The following is a 1,492-nucleotide window of genomic DNA, read 5'->3' as shown; positions in this document are numbered from 1 at the left end:
GCTTTAGCCCGTAATTGTTCACCGGACACAACATTGACAGTTGGGACAAAAATGACTGTATCCATACGTCCTGAGTCAGTTCGTGAAGCACTGCCGGAGGAGCAGCTTCGAACGAATGCGGTGGTCGGTAAGGTGATGATTTCAGAATTTACGGGCATCAGCGTCAATTATTTGCTTCAGGTGCAGGCTCTTTCGCTGAAAGCCATGTTTGTCAATCACAAAACACAGGTCCAGCAGCGTGGGGACGAGTTGTCTATATATATTCCCAAAGAAAGCGTATACCTGCTGGGGTAGACGAGGGATCCGATGATGAAATCTGAAATGCAATCCTATAGACAGCCTGTCACTCGTAAACGTTCGATCGTACATTCACCTAATTTCGTTTATGTACTAGTAGCACCGCTATTTCTAGTATTACTGGCTTACGTGCTATTTCCCTTATGTCAGACCTTTCTACAAAGTGCCGTAGTGGATGGGCAGTTTTCGATGAAAAGCTACGCCAAGTTCTTTAGCTTGGAGCATACTGCAAACCTGGAAGCCCTATGGACCAGCATTTATTTATCGGTTCTTAGTGTGATAACGTGCGCACTCGTCGGTATCACCATGGCTTTCTTGCTTGAGCGCTATGAATTCCCAGGGCGGAAAATATTAGCCGTACTCGTTATGGTTCCAATGGCTTTGCCCCCGTTAATCGGTGTGCTGTCCTTTACGTTTTTATATAGTGAGAGCGGGATCATTCCCCGAGCCCTGAAACTTCTGCTTCACTTGGATCACGTCCCTTTTTCGCTTAAAGGGGTGTGGGGAGTTCTTGTTGTCCATACGTTTACCATGTATACGTATTTCTACATGACCGCTTCGTCCGCTATCAGAGGTTTGGATCCATCCCTGGAGGAAGCGGCGTCCAGTCTTGGAGCCGGAAGATTATATATTTGGCGACGAATTATTATTCCGATGCTGACACCGGCCATTATTGCTTCATCTCTATTGGTTTTTATGGTCTCGATGGCCTCTTATACGGCACCTCTCATCTTTGGAATAGAACGGACTATGACGATGCAGATTTACTTGTCGCGTACAAATGGCAATCTGGATATGGCTGCGACGCAATCGACAATTTTATCGTTCGTCTCCATTTTGTTTTTGATTCTAATGCGTTGGTACCAAAGTCTTCGCAATTATCAAAATATGAGTAAAGGTGTCTCTGTGCACAGGACCGAGGTGAAAACGGTGTGGGGCCGATATTTGGCGATGCTGCTTTCCTTCCTCGGTGTCATTGTCCTGCTTCTGCCTATTTTCGTGATCATTCTTATCTCTTTTTCCGCAGATGGAAAATGGACTACGCAAATTTTACCCCCGGAGTACACCTTTAAGCACTATGTGGAGCTTTTTACTGATAGCAAAACGTGGCGTCCGGTGGTTAACAGTTTCAAAATGAGCTCGATTGCCACATTAGGCAATGTCATATTTGGCGTAGCGGCTGCTTACGCGATGG

Annotated in this window: 2 protein-coding genes; both read left to right on the top strand. The window is 45.9% G+C overall.

What is annotated here, in order from left to right:
* Positions 1-294 (top strand): TOBE domain-containing protein (locus AC1DUA_RS37215; protein WP_477504507.1); only part of this gene is annotated, 294 nt, incomplete at its 5' end.
* A 15-nt stretch (positions 295-309) separates the two neighbouring features.
* Positions 310-1,492: ABC transporter permease (locus tag AC1DUA_RS37210; protein ID WP_477504506.1), on the top strand; the 1,183-nt coding region annotated here is incomplete at its 3' end.

The sequence above is a fragment of the Paenibacillus sp. 01T422 genome, assembly GCF_056398785.1.
This window is presented reverse-complemented; position numbering and strand designations above follow the sequence as displayed.